Origin of the sequence: Streptomyces sp. NPDC048419 (assembly GCF_043200415.1) — a bacterium.
GTDB lineage: Bacteria > Actinomycetota > Actinomycetes > Streptomycetales > Streptomycetaceae > Streptomyces.
The window spans coordinates 150,445-164,990 of the sequence record NZ_JBICXT010000003.1 but is presented as its reverse complement, the minus strand read 5'-3'; the positions used below and the strand labels follow the sequence as shown (position 1 = coordinate 164,990).

15 protein-coding genes are annotated in these 14,546 nt (G+C 72.0%); 6 read left to right on the top strand and 9 right to left on the bottom strand.

Annotated features, from left to right (window positions below; all coding sequences use genetic code 11):
- Positions 1–4: 4 nt before the first annotated feature.
- The 5 genes from ACGFYN_RS08510 to ACGFYN_RS08490 are packed head-to-tail and all read right to left on the bottom strand — an operon-like array spanning position 5 to position 4,814.
- On the bottom strand, positions 5–862 hold the full coding sequence (locus tag ACGFYN_RS08510; protein ID WP_393865020.1) for a Pvc16 family protein: 858 nt from the start codon (positions 860–862) through the stop codon (positions 5–7).
- A gap of 48 nt (positions 863–910) precedes the next feature.
- Complete coding sequence (locus ACGFYN_RS08505; protein ID WP_393865019.1) at positions 911–1,636, bottom strand: hypothetical protein; 726 nt, start codon at positions 1,634–1,636, stop codon at positions 911–913.
- Positions 1,629–2,357 carry a hypothetical protein gene (locus ACGFYN_RS08500; protein WP_393865018.1) on the bottom strand — a complete coding sequence of 243 codons (729 nt, stop codon included), beginning with the start codon at positions 2,355–2,357 and terminating at the stop codon, positions 1,629–1,631. The genes ACGFYN_RS08505 and ACGFYN_RS08500 overlap by 8 nt, the downstream gene beginning before the upstream one ends.
- A 32-nt stretch (positions 2,358–2,389) precedes the next feature.
- Positions 2,390–2,914 (bottom strand): phage tail protein, encoded by a 525-nt coding sequence (locus tag ACGFYN_RS08495; protein ID WP_016434446.1) that lies wholly within the window; start codon positions 2,912–2,914, stop codon positions 2,390–2,392.
- Between the two features lie 34 nt (positions 2,915–2,948).
- Positions 2,949–4,814: a phage tail sheath family protein gene (locus ACGFYN_RS08490; RefSeq protein WP_393865017.1), complete on the bottom strand. Its 1,866-nt coding sequence runs from the start codon at positions 4,812–4,814 to the stop codon at positions 2,949–2,951.
- Positions 4,815–5,186: 372 nt separating this feature from the next.
- Between ACGFYN_RS08490 and ACGFYN_RS08485 the strand changes: the two genes are divergently transcribed.
- Positions 5,187–5,609: a YchJ family protein gene (locus tag ACGFYN_RS08485; RefSeq protein WP_393865016.1), complete on the top strand. Its 423-nt coding sequence runs from the start codon at positions 5,187–5,189 to the stop codon at positions 5,607–5,609.
- A 53-nt stretch (positions 5,610–5,662) separates the two neighbouring features.
- On the opposite strand, the gene ACGFYN_RS08480 is transcribed toward ACGFYN_RS08485, so the two are convergent.
- Positions 5,663–6,364: a FadR/GntR family transcriptional regulator gene (locus ACGFYN_RS08480; RefSeq protein WP_393865015.1), complete on the bottom strand. Its 702-nt coding sequence runs from the start codon at positions 6,362–6,364 to the stop codon at positions 5,663–5,665.
- A gap of 148 nt (positions 6,365–6,512) precedes the next feature.
- On the opposite strand from ACGFYN_RS08480, the gene ACGFYN_RS08475 reads away from it, so the two are divergent.
- The 5 genes from ACGFYN_RS08475 (at position 6,513) to ACGFYN_RS08455 (ending at position 11,491) form a co-directional block, all read left to right on the top strand.
- Entirely contained in the window at positions 6,513–7,031 is a 519-nt protein-coding gene (locus tag ACGFYN_RS08475) for a gluconokinase (protein WP_393865014.1), read from the top strand.
- 39 nt (positions 7,032–7,070) lie between these two features.
- Entirely contained in the window at positions 7,071–8,468 is a 1,398-nt protein-coding gene (locus ACGFYN_RS08470) for a gluconate:H+ symporter (protein WP_393865013.1), read from the top strand.
- Between the two features lie 10 nt (positions 8,469–8,478).
- Positions 8,479–9,237: an SDR family oxidoreductase gene (locus tag ACGFYN_RS08465; RefSeq protein WP_393865012.1), complete on the top strand. Its 759-nt coding sequence runs from the start codon at positions 8,479–8,481 to the stop codon at positions 9,235–9,237.
- Positions 9,238–9,260: 23 nt separating this feature from the next.
- The gene (locus tag ACGFYN_RS08460; protein WP_393865323.1) at positions 9,261–10,307 is read left to right on the top strand and encodes an L-idonate 5-dehydrogenase; all 1,047 of its coding nucleotides are present in this window, start codon (positions 9,261–9,263) and stop codon (positions 10,305–10,307) included.
- A gap of 110 nt (positions 10,308–10,417) precedes the next feature.
- Positions 10,418–11,491, top strand: coding sequence for a hypothetical protein (locus tag ACGFYN_RS08455; protein ID WP_393865011.1), 1,074 nt, complete (start codon positions 10,418–10,420; stop codon positions 11,489–11,491).
- Here ACGFYN_RS08455 and ACGFYN_RS08450 read toward each other — a convergent pair.
- From ACGFYN_RS08450 to ACGFYN_RS08440, 3 genes are all read right to left on the bottom strand, one after another.
- Positions 11,429–12,055 carry a cytochrome b/b6 domain-containing protein gene (locus tag ACGFYN_RS08450; protein ID WP_393865010.1) on the bottom strand — a complete coding sequence of 209 codons (627 nt, stop codon included), beginning with the start codon at positions 12,053–12,055 and terminating at the stop codon, positions 11,429–11,431. The two genes, ACGFYN_RS08455 and ACGFYN_RS08450, sit on opposite strands and share 63 nt — an antisense overlap.
- A complete protein-coding gene (locus tag ACGFYN_RS08445; RefSeq protein ID WP_393865009.1) occupies positions 12,039–12,791 on the bottom strand; it encodes a molybdopterin-dependent oxidoreductase in 753 nt (250 codons plus the stop codon). The genes ACGFYN_RS08450 and ACGFYN_RS08445 overlap by 17 nt, the downstream gene beginning before the upstream one ends.
- Positions 12,792–12,977: 186 nt before the next feature.
- Entirely contained in the window at positions 12,978–14,519 is a 1,542-nt protein-coding gene (locus ACGFYN_RS08440) for an APC family permease (protein ID WP_393865008.1), read from the bottom strand.
- Positions 14,520–14,546 lie beyond the last annotated feature (27 nt).

The following is a 14,546-nucleotide window of genomic DNA, read 5'->3' as shown; positions in this document are numbered from 1 at the left end:
CGCCTCACTTCTCCGTGCTGTCGTCGCTCTGCCGCGGCGCGTTCCTGGTGGTCCGGGGAGCCGTCTTGCGGGCCCGCGCTGGGGACTTGGCGGCGGACCTGGCGACAGCCTTCGCCGGGGCCTTGGCCGCCTTCCTGGCGGTCGACGGAGCGGGAGGTTCGAGCTCGGCCGTCCCAACCGGCCCGGCCGGCGGGTCACTTGACGGCGCCGAGTCCTGCGGCTCGGCCCCCGCAGGTACCGGCGCGCCTGGCGCCCCGAACGGCAGCACCCGCACCTCGGGCCGTTCGACCGGCTTGCCCGCCACCGGGATCTGACGTCCGTCGATGAGGACGAGCGTCGCCTGGTAGACCACGGACAGGGTGTACGGCGTCTGGTAGAGCATCCCCCACAGCTTCGACGTCTCGTCGACGTCCATCACGGTCGGCGTGAACCGCACGCGCTGGGCCGTCGCGGCGAGGTCGCTGTCCGCCAAGTAGGGCCGCTCACCGGCCTGTTCGATGACGTCCCTGGGCAGGATCGGGATCTCGTGCAGGGTGCGCACCACGGAACCGATCAGCCGCTGCCCGACCAGCTCCCGCTCGTCGCCGTACGCGCTGATCACGTAGTGCAGGTCGAGCGCCGCGGCGGGCCGCTTGACCAGGGTGCCGTCACCGGCCCGGGTCGGGAGGTCGTTGTTGCGCTGCGAGGTGTTGGGCGTGACCTGGTAGAGGAACACCGAGATCGTCGGCTGCTCCAGCTGCGGGTCGGCGGGCGGCTTGCGCGGCTCGACCTTGACGGCCTCACCGAACTCCGGCCCCACGTTGTTCTCGATCAGCAGCGCGAGGGCCTGGGTGACATGGGCGATGGCAAGTGCGTTGCTCATGACGTCAGTTCCTCGGTTCCTCTCGGGCTGCTGATCCCTGTCCGTGGTTCACTCGCGCCCCCGCGCCAGATACTCGGCGAGGCTCACGGTCGCCCCGGCCCGCTCCTTCGCGGGCGTTGCCTGCCGCCCGCCGCCCGAGGGCTGTGCGGTCACCTCGAGCCGCCCGATCTGCACCTGGACCACCTGCTCGGTGGCCCGGGCCGGGCGCCGGGCCGCGGCCTGCCGTACGGCGTCGCGTGCCGCCGCCGTGTCGGCGGCGCCGGGTCGCAGCGCCGCCGACACGGCGTGGGGGGCGGTCTCCGCGCCCGGGGGGGTGGGCGGGGAGACCGCGGTCCGTGCGGGTTCCGGTTGTGGCGCACGTCCCCGCCCCGCCGCACGCCGCGCGGCGTCGGCCGGGGGCCGCGGCCCCGGGGCGACGGGCGCGGCGGGACGCGGCAGGGGTGCCTCGCCACGGGCCGGCGCGGCCGGACGCGGGTCCGGGCCGGCCGGTTCGCGTTCGGTGCGTACGACGGTGTGCTCCCGTTCCGTGTGCGTACGGGTCTTGCCGGCCGCGGTCCGCGCTTCGCCCGCCGGTGGTGCGGCCGGCGGGGCCGCGGGCCACAGCAGCGCGTCCTGTTCGGGCGCCGCCGCCCGCGGCCGTACCGCCTCGACGCGCTCGAACGGGCCGGGCAGCCGGGGCCGCACCCGCGCCGCGGCCGGTCGGGGGGCGGCGTGCCGCGCGATCAGCCGGTCGAGGAAGTCCGGGGAGTCCGGGGAGACCTGGGTGTCAGACATCCGCACACAGCTCCAGGTAGTAGCGGCGCCGCGTCGGGCTGAGCGCCAGGATCTCCGGCTCGCTCCACCCGTAGGCGGTGGCGAGCAGGTGGACGTCGAGCAGTACGTCCCGTGCCCAGGCGTCCAGTTCGGTCCACAGGTAGGAGGCGATGTCGAGTTCGGCCCGGGTGGCCGCGCCGCACTCGGGGCAGGCGATGTCGAGCACCAGGTCGGCGCCCGGATCGGCCGCCTCGACGGCCTCGGCGATCCGGCGCTGCACCGCGGCGGGCAGCTCCGGGCCCCTCACCGCGGTCGTGCCGCGGGCCGCCGAGACCAGGCACCGGGCGAGCAGGGCCGTCCGCGGGTCCGCCGCGCGGGCCGCGGCCCGCAGGTCGGCGATCCCGGGCAGCCTGAACTCGACGTCCCAGCCGCCCTCCTGGACCCGTACGACCTGCTCGCCGTGTCCGCCCAGCGATCCGGCGAGTTCGCCGGCGTCCAGGTCGAACTCCATGTCCTGGCCGCAGGCGGCGCACTCCAATCGCACCTGCATCCGCTCGCCGAACAGCGCCCGGCGCAGCGCGAACAGGTCCGCCTCGCGCTCTCCCACGGGAACGTCGGGCAGCCGCGAGACGTCGACGTCCGGGCGTGCCGCGCGGTGCAGCAGCAGCGCCCGTCCGACGGGCGCCTCGCCGAGCCCCGTCTCCCAGGCGGCCAGCAGTTCGGCCGCCCCGGTGATCGCCATGTCCTCCCCCCGCTCTCCGGACCACCGTGCCGTCAGGCCGGGTTGAGGAACGAGGGCTCCTCGGGCTCGGGCACCTCGTAGTCCCGCTCCCAGCCCTCGCACTCGAGCTTCAGCGACTGGATGGCCACCGCGTTGGCGTTGGCGTCCATCTCGCCGAGGACCTGGTACTCGCTCGGCCAGGTCCGGTAGAGCTTGTGCGAGACGGCGACCTGGCCGGCCTCGTTGAGGACCTGGATGACGATGTCCTTGCGGAAGTCCGCGAGGGACACCTCGGAGCCGAGACCCGCGCCGACCTGCCAGACCTTGTTGGCCCAGCGGTCGAACTCGGGGTCGTGGGTGACCCCGCGCTCGAGGGTGATGCCCTCGAACTCCGAGCGGCCCGGCGACTTGCGCGGGGAGGAGGGGTCGCCGCCGTGCCGGTGCTTGACGACCTCGGTGGTCCGCTTCAGCGGACTGATCTTGCTGATGCCGGCGACCGTCCGACCATCCCACAGCACCAGGAACTTGAAGTTCTTGTAGGGGTCGAATCGATGCGCGTTGACCGTGAACTCAGCCATCGGATTCCTTCAGCTCTCCATGGTTCTGCCGGCGCTACAGCGCGAACTGCCCCGACGTCTGCTGGATCTTGACGACCACGAACTCGGCCGGACGGACCGGCGCGATGCCCACGAGCACGTTGACGACGCCGTTGGCCACGTCCTCGTCCGTCGTGGTCTCGCTGTCGCACTTGACGAAGTACGCCTCGCGCGGGGTGCTGCCCTTGAAGGCGCCCTGGCGGAAGAGCGTGTGCAGGTACGAGGAGGCGCCGAGCCGGATCTGCTGCCACAGGCTCTCGTCGTTGGGCTCGAACACCACCCACTGCAGGCCGCGTTGGAGGCTTTCCTCCACATGCAGCGCGAGCCGCCGCACGGGCACGTACTTCCATGCGCTGTCGAGGGCGTCGGAGCCCTCCAGCGTGCGGGCGCCCCACACCAGCGGGCCGGTGAGCGGGAAGGTGCGCAGGCAGTTGACGCCGAGCGGGTTGAGCAGCCCGGTCTCCCGGTCCGTCAGGTCGACGGTGAGCGAGTGCACCCCGACGAGCTGTGCCTCGGTGCCGGCCGGTGCCTTCCAGACACCGCGCTCGGAGTCGGTGCGCGCGATGACGCCCGCGACCGCGCCGGACGGCGGGAAGGCGCGCAGCCGCCCGGTGAGCGGGTCGGTGAGCTGAATGTGCGGGAAGTACAGCCCCGCGTGGTTGCCGCGGACGGCGTCGAAGGCGGACAGCCCCGCACGCGCCGAGTCCACGCTCACCCAGGTGCTGGGCGCGTCGACCAGCAGGAAGATCCGCCGCTCCTCGCACAGCCGCTCGGCGGCCGAGACCACGGTGAGCGCGTCCTCGGTCTTCTCGTACGACGCCAGCTCCGGCAGGGAGAGCAGGTTGACGTCGGCCACCCCGCGCAGCGCCTGGATGCCGGTCTTGCCGGCCTCGGAGCCGATGAGGTCGCGCGGGCCGGGGGCCTCACCGTCCTCGCCGCCCTCCAGCGGGAACACCGGTGGGTTGACCGAGGCCTCCAGGCCCAGGTCGTTGGCGCACTCGCCGAGGAAGCGGACGACGTCCTCGGGGTCGGTGGAGCCGGCGACCACCTGGATACGGCGGCCGAAGGCGGTGACCTCGACGCCCGCGAAGGCGTGCTTGCCCGGCGCGTCGGGCAGCGCCCGCAGCTTGCGCTCCAGGAGCAGCGCCAACTCGGCCACGGAGGACGGGGCTTCGCCGTCGCAGTCGGCGTCGTAGAGCTTGAACTCACGCTCCACGTCGCCGATCTTCACCGTCAGGTCGACGGCCAGGTCGGGCAGTTCGTGACCGAACGGCTTGGAGACGGTGCCGGACGGGTCGGGCCGGCCCTCGCCGACGGCCTCGACGCGGATGAGCCGCGAGCCGGCGTTGACGACGGTCGGCGCGTAGCTGCCGCTGCCGTCGTCCATGGACAGGCCGTTGAAGCTCTCCCGGGCGTCGCCCTTGGCGTCGTAGACACGCAGGTTGAAGGTCTCGTCGCAGGCCGCGGTGTCGTGGTCGACGGCGACCCGCAGGCCGTTGCCCCACACGCCGGGTTCCTTGGCGTGGACCTCCAGTACACGGCTCTCGCTGTGGCCCTCGGTGGACTCCAGGACGACGCACGCGGACTTGCCGCTGCCGGCCTTGGCGACCCGGACGATCACGGCGACGGAGCCGCCGTTGCCGAAGAACTGGTGCACGGCGTAGGCGAGCGGGCTCTGCGCGCTCAGCCCGCCGAAGCGCCGCTCGAAGTCGGCGAATCCGGTGACGCGTACCGCTTCGTTGAGCGGGCCGCGCCGGGTATGCCCGACGAAGGCGGTCACCGACGTGGTCACGGCGGAGATGGTGCGGGTGCTGCTGGGAAGCTCTTCGACGTAGACACCCGGATACGTCGGCCTCGCGGCGCTCACGGCATTCGTCGGCATTCCCCCTCCAATCCCTTTTCAGGCACCGGTCGAAGGCACCAAGAGACGGCAGAGGGAGAGGTTTCGGCACAGCGGCAGGCGGCAGTCGTCCGACGCGTCATGCCGCGCCGGCCCGCACACCCCGTATCAGCGTTCCCCCGTCATTGTCCCGGACGGACTGCCGTCCGGGCCAAGCAACCACGCTTGTGACTCCTGGTGCTCAAGTGCTCTTCCACCTTGAGGAGTTGGCGGTTGCACATGCAAGGCGGGTTCACGCCAGCCCGAAAGGAGGTTCGATGAAGGCCGGCGTTCACGACCCACACGCGATGTGCGCGTGTCGGATCAGGCGCTTCACAGATCTCACACAGCACGTGGTGCAGCAGAATGGAACCCATGTCCCGACGTACCTCGCAATCCCGGCGGCAGCACGGCTCCGCCCCAGTTCACAACCCCTGCTGCCCTTGCGGTCTTGCGGAGACGTACGAGAAGTGCTGTGGCCGATTCCACCGGGGTGAGGCCGCGGCACCGACGGCCGAGGCGCTGATGCGCTCGCGCTACAGCGCCTTCGTGAAGCTCAACGAGCCTTATCTGCTGAGGACTTGGCACCCGAGTACCCGTCCCGGGGAACTCAAACTCGACCCGGGGATGCGCTGGAGCGGACTGGAGATCCTGGAGACCGCCGGCGGATCCGCCTTCCACCCGACGGGCACGGTGACGTTCCGGGCGTCCTTCGAGGGCGGCTCGCTGCACGAGCGAAGCCGGTTCGAGCGGGCCGACGGGGCGTGGGTGTACGTCGACGGGGACATCCTCGGCTGACGGGCCTCATCGACTGCCGGGACTTCCTCCGACGAGGCCCGCCGGCCCGGGCGCTACGGCGCCAGGATGTCCAGTTCCTGGAGTGCGCCCACCGTGATCTCCCGGGTCAGCTGCTCGGCGCGGGCCGCGTCGCCCGCCCGGACCGCCTCGGCGACCTGGACGTGCAGGGTGACGGCGGCCGGGTCGGGGTCCTCGAACATGACCTCGTGGTGGGTGCGGCCCGCGAGGACCTCGGCCACGACGTCACCGAGCCGCGCGAACATCTCGTTGCCCGACGCCGTCAGGATCACCCGGTGGAAGGCCATGTCGTGGACGAGGTACGCCTCCAGCTGGTGGCCGCGCGAGTTGGCGACCATGCCGAGCGCGCACTCGGTGAGCTCCGCGCACTGCTCGGCGGACGCGTGCCGGGCGGCCAGCGCCGCGGCGACCGGCTCGACGGCCGAGCGCAGGACGGTCAGCGAGCGCAGCTGATGGGGGCGGTCGGCGCCGGCCAGCCGCCAGCGGATGACCTGGGGGTCGTAGACGTTCCATTCGGCCTTGGGGCGGACGGTCACGCCCACACGCCGGCGCGACTCGACCAGATGCATGGACTCGAGCACCCGAACCGCCTCCCGCATCACGGAGCGTGACACGTCGAATCTCTGAGCCAGCTCGTCGGTGCGCAGAACGCTGCCCGGCGGGTACTCGCCCGCGGTGATCGCGGGGCCGAGGGAGTCCAGTACATGGCCGTGCAGCCCCCGGCCCGGTGTGCTCATGAACTCAGCGTACGGGGCAGATCACGGAAACAAAAAGTCAGACTTATTTGTCACAGACTCTTGAATTCGTCGTACCTAATCGGTTTCAGTGTCGTCGACATCAGGTCGACATCAGGTGTCGAAGAAGACAGCAGACAGTGAGGCAGCGATGAGCACCCCCCATGTCGTCGTGGTGATGGGCGTCGCAGGCACCGGGAAGACCACCATCGGTCCCCTTCTTGCGGCCAGGCTCGGCGTCCCGTACGCCGAGGGCGACGACTTCCACCCGGAGGCCAACATCAGCAAGATGTCGGCCGGCGTTCCGCTCGACGACGAGGACCGGTGGCCGTGGCTCGACGCCATCGGCGCCTGGGCGCACGGGCGGGCCGGGCTCGGCGGGGTGGTCAGCAGCTCGGCGCTGAAGCGGGCCTACCGCGACCGGCTCCGCGCCGCCGCACCCGGTGTCGTCTTCGTGCATCTGACGGGCGACCGTGCCCTCATCGAGGAGCGGATGTCGCACCGGCAGGGCCACTTCATGCCCACGGCGCTGCTCGACTCCCAGTTCGCCACGCTCGAACCGCTCCAGCCGGACGAGGCGGGTGTCGCCGTGAGCGTCGCCGGGAGCCCCGAGGAGATCACCGCACGGGCCACGAAGGCGCTGGAAGGCCTCCCCCACCCGGCCGCGTAGCACCAACTCCCCCATCCCCGTACCTGCAAGGGAAACACCGTGACCAGACTCAGCGTCGAGATGCTGGCAGCGGACGCACCTCCGCCGATCACCTCGGCAGGCCATGCTCAGCTGGGCATCGCCGTACTGGTGGGCATCGCCGTCATCGTCGTACTCATCACCAAGTTCAAACTGCATGCCTTCCTGTCCCTGACGATCGGCTCGCTGGTGCTCGGCGCGGTCGCGGGCGCCCCCCTCGACAAGGTGATCGTCAGCTTCACCACCGGGCTCGGCGCCACGGTCGCGAGCGTCGGCGTGCTGATCGCCCTCGGTTCGATCCTCGGCAAGCTGCTGGCCGACTCCGGCGGCGCGGACGAGATCGTCGACACGATCCTCGCGAAGGCGACCGGACGGTCCATGCCGTGGGCGATGGTCCTGATCGCCTCGGTGATCGGTCTGCCGCTGTTCTTCGAGGTCGGCATCGTGCTGCTGATCCCGGTCGTGCTGATGGTCGCCAAGCGCGGCAACTACAACCTGATGCGGGTCGGCATCCCGGCGCTCGCGGGTCTGTCCGTGATGCACGGCCTGATCCCGCCGCACCCCGGCCCGCTGGTCGCGATCGCCGCGGTCAAGGCCAACCTCGGTGTGACGCTGGCACTCGGCATCCTGGTCGCCATACCCACGGTGATCATCGCGGGGCCGCTGTTCTCCAAGGTCGCAGCCCGCTGGGTCGACGCGCCGGTCCCCGAGCGGATGCTGCCGCCGCGCGCCTCCGAGGAGCTGGAGAGGCGCCCGAGCTTCGGTGCCACCCTGGCCACCGTGCTGCTGCCGGTCGTGCTGATGCTGCTGAAGGCGCTCGTCGACATCGTCGTGGACGACCCGGCCAACCTCACCCAGCGCGTCTTCGACGTCATCGGCAACCCGCTGATCGCCCTGCTCGCGGCCGTGATCGTCGGCATGTTCACGCTGGGCCGCGCGGCCGGGTTCACCAGGGAGCGGATCAGCGACACCGTCGAGAAGGGCCTCGTGCCCATCGCGGGCATCCTGCTGATCGTCGCCGCGGGCGGCGGCTTCAAGCAGACGCTGATCGACTCGGGCGTGGGCCAGATGATCCTGGACATCTCCAAGAACTGGTCGATCCCCGCGCTGCTGCTGGCCTGGCTGATCGCGGTGATCATCCGTCTCGCGACCGGCTCGGCGACGGTGGCGACGGTCTCGGCGGCCGGCCTGGTGGCCCCGCTCGCGGCCGACATGTCGACCACGCACAGCGCCCTGCTCGTCCTGGCGATCGGCTCCGGCTCGCTGTTCTTCAGCCATGTCAACGACGCCGGCTTCTGGCTGGTGAAGGAGTACTTCGGCCTGAGCGTCGGCGACACCGTCAAGTCCTGGTCCGTGATGGAGACGATCATCTCGGTGGTCGGGGGCGGCCTGGTCCTGCTCCTCTCGCTGATCATTTAGGAGTACGACGATGAGTCACCCGCTGTTCGACATCAGCGGCCGCACGGCCCTGGTCACCGGCTCCAGCCGCGGCATCGGGCTCGCCCTGGCCCGCGGACTCGCCGAGGCCGGCTGCACGGTGGTCCTCAACGGACGGGACGCCGACCGCCTCACCAAGGCGGCGGCGGACCTGCCCGGCGACGTCCGCACCGCCGTGTTCGACGTGACCGACGGTCCGTCGGTGGCCGCCGGCATCGCGGATGTCGAGCAGCGGGTCGGCCCGCTGGACATCCTGGTCAACAACGCGGGCATGCAACTGCGCGCCCCGCTCCTGGAGTTCACGGACGCGGACTGGCACCGCGTCCTGGACACCAACCTCACCAGCGCGTTCCTGGTCGGCCGTGAGGCGGCCCGCCGGATGACCGGGCGCGGCCACGGCAAGATCGTCAACATCTGCTCGCTGCAGAGCGAGGTGGCCCGCCCGGGCATCGCGCCCTACGCGGCCACCAAGGGCGCCCTGAAGATGCTCACCAAGGGCATGTGCGCCGACTGGGGCCCCTGCGGCGTCCAGGTCAACGGCCTCGGCCCCGGCTACATCGAGACCGAGCTGACCCGCGCCCTCGTCGAGGACGAGGAGTTCAGCTCCTGGGTGCGCCGCCGCACGCCCGCCGGCCGCTGGGGCCGTACCGAGGACCTGGTGGGCGGGGTGCTGTTCCTCGCCTCGCCCGCCGCGGACTTCGTCAGCGGGCAGATCCTGTACGTCGACGGCGGAATAACGAGCGTGCTGTGAGGGGGCCGACCGCCATGCCGCGAATGCTCGGTTGCGTGATCCACGGCCGGGGCGACCTGCGCGTCGAGGAGCTGCCGGTCCCGGAGCCCGGGCCCGGCGAGGCGCTCGTCGCCGTCCGCTACGGCGGCGTCTGCGGCTCCGACCTGCACTACTGGCGGCACGGCGGGGTCGGCGACTTCCTCCTGAAGGAGCCGATGCTGCTCGGGCACGAGGTGGTCGGGACGGTCGTCTCCTACGGCACCCCGGACCCGTCGGCTCCGGCCACCGGCACGGCGGTCGCGGTGCACCCGGCGACCCCCTGCGGGGTCTGCCCGGAGTGCGCCGACGGGCGCCGCCACGTCTGCCGTGACACCCGGTACCTGGGCAGCGCCGCGCGCTTCCCGCACGTACAGGGCGGTTTCGCGGCCCGGATCGTCGTCCCCGCCGAGCAGTTGAGGCCCCTGCCCGAGGGCCTGGAGCTGCGGCGGGCCGCGCTCGCCGAGCCGCTGTCCGTCGCGCTGCACGCGGTGCGGCGGGCCGGACCGGTGGCCGGCAAACACGTCCTGGTCACCGGGTCGGGCCCCATCGGCTGCCTGGTCGTCGCCGCGGCCCGGGCGGCCGGCGCCGCCCGGATCACGGTCACCGACCTTCTCCCGGCGGCCCTGGAGTACGCGCGCCTCGCGGGCGCCGACACCGTCGTACGCGCCGACGACCCGGCCGACGCCGGGTGGCCGTCCGAGGGGGCCGAGGAGGACGCAGTGGATACGGCCGTGGAGGCGTCCGGGGCGGCGGCCGGCCTCGACACCTGTCTGCGCCTGGTGCGGCGCGGCGGGGTCGTGGTGCAGCTGGGCATGCTGCCGCCCGGCCCGACCCCGTTCGCCGGGAACCTCGTCGTGAGCCGGGAGATCGAACTGCGGGGCGCGCTCCGCTTCGACACGGAGTTCGACCAGGCGCTGCGGCTGCTCGCGGCCGAGCCGGCCCTCGACGGGCTGGTCAGCGCGGTGGTCCCGGTGGCGGAGACCGAGTCGGCGTTCGCCCTCGCTGCGGACCGCGGCCGTTCCTGCAAGGTGCTGCTGGACTTCGGCGGCTGAATTTCGGCCGAGGATCCGCAGAAACGCCTTCCCCGGCGGCGCTGTCGGCCCGATGATGTGGAGACCCCCCGGACCCGGGTGCCCGGGGGTTTTCTGCGTCGGGGGGCGTCATGCCGATTTCCTTCGGGATGCGTATCTCGGGGCTGCTCGTGGCCGGAGCGGTGGCGGTGGCCTTCGCGGCCTACACCGGTGACGGAAGCGGCACCCCGGACAGAGGGGGCGGGGACGCCAGGATCGTGACGGTCGGGCCGTCGCAGAGCGACCGTCCCTTCGCGGCTCCCGCATCGCCCACCCCGCGTCAGTCACCCGCCGGTGAGGCGAGCGCCGCCGTGCCCCCGAGCACTGCGGGCCACACCCGCACGACCGCCGCGCCGCCTCCTGCCGGCACCACCTCCCCCACGCCCACCTCCGTCAACAGGCTTCTCGTCAGCCCCAACTGGCTCCCGCCCGGTCCGGTCTCACCGAACGCCGACCCGGTTCCCGACCCGTCGAGCGTCTACGACCGGCTGCGCGACCCGCACCGGTGCAGGGCCGCCCTGGACGTGATCCCCACAGCCTCCGCCGACCCCGAGTGGCGGGTGCTGCGCGCCCTGGCCACCGCATGCCTGGCGGTGCAGGGCCGGAGCGGCGGCTGGGACACCGCGCGCAAGGAACACGCCGACCTGGCCGGGAAGGTCGGCACCTGCAAGGGCCGGGCCGCCTACGCCGTGCTCGGCGGGCTGCTGGACTTCCACCGGCGGCATCCGGCAGGCACAGCGCGGTTGACGGCCTCCCCGGGCACCGCTCCCGCCTGCGCCTACCGGATCGGCGGCGTCGACAGCGGCGGCGACCACACGGCACAGCCGGGCGACACGGTCGCCGTCGAGCTGCGCGACACCTACTTCGACCAGGCCGAACTGCCGCGGTTCGGGAGCGTGTCCATCGGCGGGCAGCGGCTCGCCGGGCCACCCGTGCCGCGGTCCCGGTCGGGCGACACCCTGGTGCTGTCCGTCGTGGTGCCGTCCCTGGGCCGCTACCCGCGGACGGTCGACGTGACCGTCCGGTACGGCGGTACCGAGGTACGGCTGAAGGACGCCTTCACCGTCACGGCGCCCGCCGTGGTGCCGTCGCCGAGCGGGCCGTCAGGGACGCCACAGGGGGTGCTCACGCTCGGCCCACTCCCGGTCGACCCGTCCGGTCCGTAGCCCGCTGCGGGCCTGCGGATCCCCGATCGCCATGCCGATGTGCCCGGCGAGCACGATCCCGATGGTCAGCGCCAGCCAGTCGTGGACGAAGGTCGCGCTGGTGCGCCACATGATCGGAGTGAGATGGGTGAACCACATGATCAGGCCCGTGCCGAGCATCACCAGCGACGCCCCGGCGATCCAGGCCGCGTAGATCTTCTGCCCGGCGTTGAACTTGGCCGCCGGCCGCGAGGAGCGGCGCTTGTCGCGGCGCAGCGCCGCGCGCAGCCAGACCCTGTCGTGCGGCCCGAAGCGGTTCAGGTGCCCGAGGTCCGCGCGGAAGTACCGCGAGAAGAGACCCACCAGGACCGGCACGGGCAGGGCGAGCCCGGCCAACTCGTGGACGCGGACCACCAGCTCGCGGCGGCCGATCAGTTCGGCGAACTGCGGGATGTAGAGGAAGGCCGCCGTCACCACGCACACGCCCATCAGCGCGGCCGTCGTGCGGTGCACCCAGCGCTGCGCGGGCCCGAACCGGCGGATCTCGGCGGCCTGCGGGGTGCGCGCCTCAGCTCGTAGGGTCATCGTCGCGTCCGTTCGAACGGCCGACCCAGGCGTCGACGTCGTAGCCGAGGTGCTCCCAGTAGCCCCGCTCCACATGCTCGGTGACGGTGATCCCGGAGAGCCACTTGGCGGACTTGTAGAAGTACATCGGCGCCACGTACAGGCGGACCGGGCCGCCGTGGGCGTGGCCGATGTCCTTGTTCTGCATGCGCAGCGCCACCAGGACGTCGGAGCGGCGCGCCTGGTCGAGGGTGAGGCTCTCGCTGTACGTGCCGTCGAAGCAGGTGAAGCGTACGGCGCCCGCCGAGCCGTGCACCCCGGCGGCGTCCAGCAGCCGGGACAGCCGTACCCCTTCGAAGGGGGTGTCGGGGACCCGCCAGCCGGTGACGCACTGGACGTCCTTGACCAGCTTGGTCTGCGGCAGCGCGCGCAGGTCGTCGAGCGAGTACGACTTCGGGTGGTCCACCAGGCCGCCGACGGTGAGGCGGTAGTCCGAGGCGTTCTTGCGCGGCACGGAGGAGGCGACGGAGTAGTAGCGGAAGCCTCCGCCGTTGGGCAGCAGGCCGGTCAGGCCGGTGGGGTCCTTGTCGGCGGCGGCGCCGAGGAAGCCTTCGAGCGCGCGCTGCAGCGGGGGCGCGGCGACCACGCCGAGGGCACCCAGGCCGATGGTGCCGAGCAGCACCCGGCGGCCGATCGGAGTGCCGCGTTCCGCCGGGGGCCGAGGCTCGCCGGGCTCCTCGGGCTGTTCGGAGTTCACGTATCCATTCGAACACCCGCGGCCCCTGCGGAGCCAGGGATCGCGGGTGCTCGTCAGGATTCCGTCATCTTCTTACCGGCTCCTCAGAAACCGGCCCACCGGCTCCTTGGGAACCGGCGGTACGGAACCGGCGGTACGGAACCGGCGTACGGAACCGGCGTACGGTGCCGGTCCCCAAGGCCTCCGTCACGGCGTCTCCTGCGCCGCCTTGTCCAGCTGGAACGCCTCGTTGCCGAGCCCGATGCGGGCGTGCACCTCGGGCGAGCGGGAGCGCAGGTAGAGGCCCTGGGCCAGGCCGACGACCAGGGCGAGCCCGATGATGCCGGGCAGCACCCAGCTCAGAGCCGAGTCGGGGCCCGCGCCGACCAGGACGTCGAAGTCCTTGACCGTGTAGCCGGCGATCACCAGCAGCGCGACGGCCGCGAGCCCGGAGGTGACCAGGCGCCAGGACTGGGCGCCCGCGGCGCCCCGCCGGGCGAAGAAGACGATGACCGACACCGAGGCGGCCGCCATCAGCAGGATCACGCCGAGGGCGCCGATGTTGCCGAACCAGGTGAACAGGTGCAGGACGGGCGCGGTCGGGTCCCCGGTGGGCTTGTCGTCGGCGATCGCGAAGATGATCACGACCACCGCCGCCACGGCCGTCTGAAGCAGGGAACCGGTGCCCGGGGCGCCGCTGGAGCCGGTGGTCCGGCCGAAGGTGCGCGGGAGCAGGCCCTCGCGGCCCATCGCGAAGGTGTACCGGGCGACGACGTTGTGGAAGCTGAGCATGGCCGCGAACATGCCGGTCACGAACAGGATGTGCAGGACGTCGGTGAAGGCGCCGCCGAGCCGGGAGTCGGTCAGCGAGAAGAGCATGCCGGCGCTCTCCTTCTGCGCGACGCCGACGACCTTCGAGGGACCGGCGGCGACGGTCAGCGCCCAGCTGCTGAGGGCGAAGAAGACGGCGACGCCGCCGACCGCGTAGAACATCACGCGCGGTACCAGGATGTGCGGCCGACTGGTCTCCTCCGCGTACACGGGCGCCTGCTCGAAGCCGAGGAAGGCCGCGATGCAGAAGCACAGCGCGGTGCCCACGCCCGCGCCGCTGAGCGTGTCCGGGTTGAAGGCGTGCAGCGACAGGCCCTCCCCCGCGGGATCGCCGATCGCCGCGACGTCGAAGATCACCACCAGGATCACCTCGACGACCAGCAGCACGCCGAGCACGCGCGCGTTGACGTCGATCTTCAGCCAGCCGAGCAGGCCGACGACCACGAGGGCCACCAGCGACGGTATCCACCAGGCGACGGTCAGGTCGGCGTACTTGTCCAGGAGCCCGGAGACCTCGAAGCCGAAGATGCCGTAGATGCCGACCTGGAGGGCGTTGTAGGCGACCAGGGCCACCAGCGCCGCGCTCGCGCCGGCCGTACCGCCGAGGCCGCGGGAGATGTAGGCGTAGAAGGCCCCCGCGTTGTGGACGTGCCGGCTCATCTCGGCGTAGCCGACGCTGAACAGGATCAGGACCACGCCGAGGGCGACGAACAGCAGCGGCTGCCCGACGATGCCCATCACCGCGAATGTGGTGGGCATGACACCGGCGACCACCATGAGCGGGGCGGTCGCGGCGAGAACGGAGAGCAGCAGGCCCCCCGTGCCGAGGCGGTCGGCGCGCAGGGCGCGCTCCTCGCCGAGATAGGTACTGATGCCGTCGGAGGTGGATCTGCTCGCGCTCGAACTGCCCGTGGTCATCGCGGGGACCGTCCTTCTGTCGGGGTC